This is a genomic window from Vibrio sp. 1078-1 (assembly GCF_033340475.1).
Genome location: NZ_JAWOWM010000539.1, coordinates 1 through 617, shown reverse-complemented (window position 1 = coordinate 617; position 617 = coordinate 1). Strand labels below are relative to the sequence as shown.

1 pseudogene is annotated in these 617 nt (G+C 49.6%); it reads right to left on the bottom strand.

The window, feature by feature from the left end:
- Positions 1–617, bottom strand: a pseudogene (gene vmeJ / locus R7190_RS28670) (multidrug efflux RND transporter periplasmic adaptor subunit VmeJ); the annotation flags it as partial.

The window sequence follows — 617 nt, the reverse complement described above, 5'->3', positions numbered from 1 at the left end:
GAAGACCTTCTTTAAGATACTGGATATGGAGCTCGCTAACGTCGGCCTCAATGACCAGAGTCTCTAAATCAATCACTGTCGCTATTGGATCGCCCACACCGACAAAGTCACCCACTTCGACAAAATGATGATCAACAATGCCATCAAAGGGCGCTTTAACTTCGGTATTCTTGAGAGCGGTTTGGACATTATTGAGGTTCGCTCTTGCATCGACTAACGCGGCTTCCGCAGTCGCAAAGGCCACCTCGCCTTGTAACCCCCTGCTTTTGAGCGATTTTGCGGCATTAAACTCCTTTTCTTTCACTCGCAGCATGGCCTGAGCGCGTTTGAGCTGACTGTCCAAATCCCGCTTATCAATGTTAGCAATCACTTGCCCTTGCTTAACAAGTTGCCCTTTATTGATGCTGAGACTGACAATTTTACCGGCCACTTCTGCACCAAGACGAGCTTGGCGATTGGGTGCGGTTCGGCCATAAAGTTCTACCGTTTTACTGGTAGGTTTTGCGGTGAAAGTATCAAACATCACCTTAGCTAAGGGCCTGTTTTCAGATTGGAGAGATGCGGATGAGGTGTGGTCACCTTGTGCTTTGAGCCGCCCACCAGCCAGCCCTCCAGCC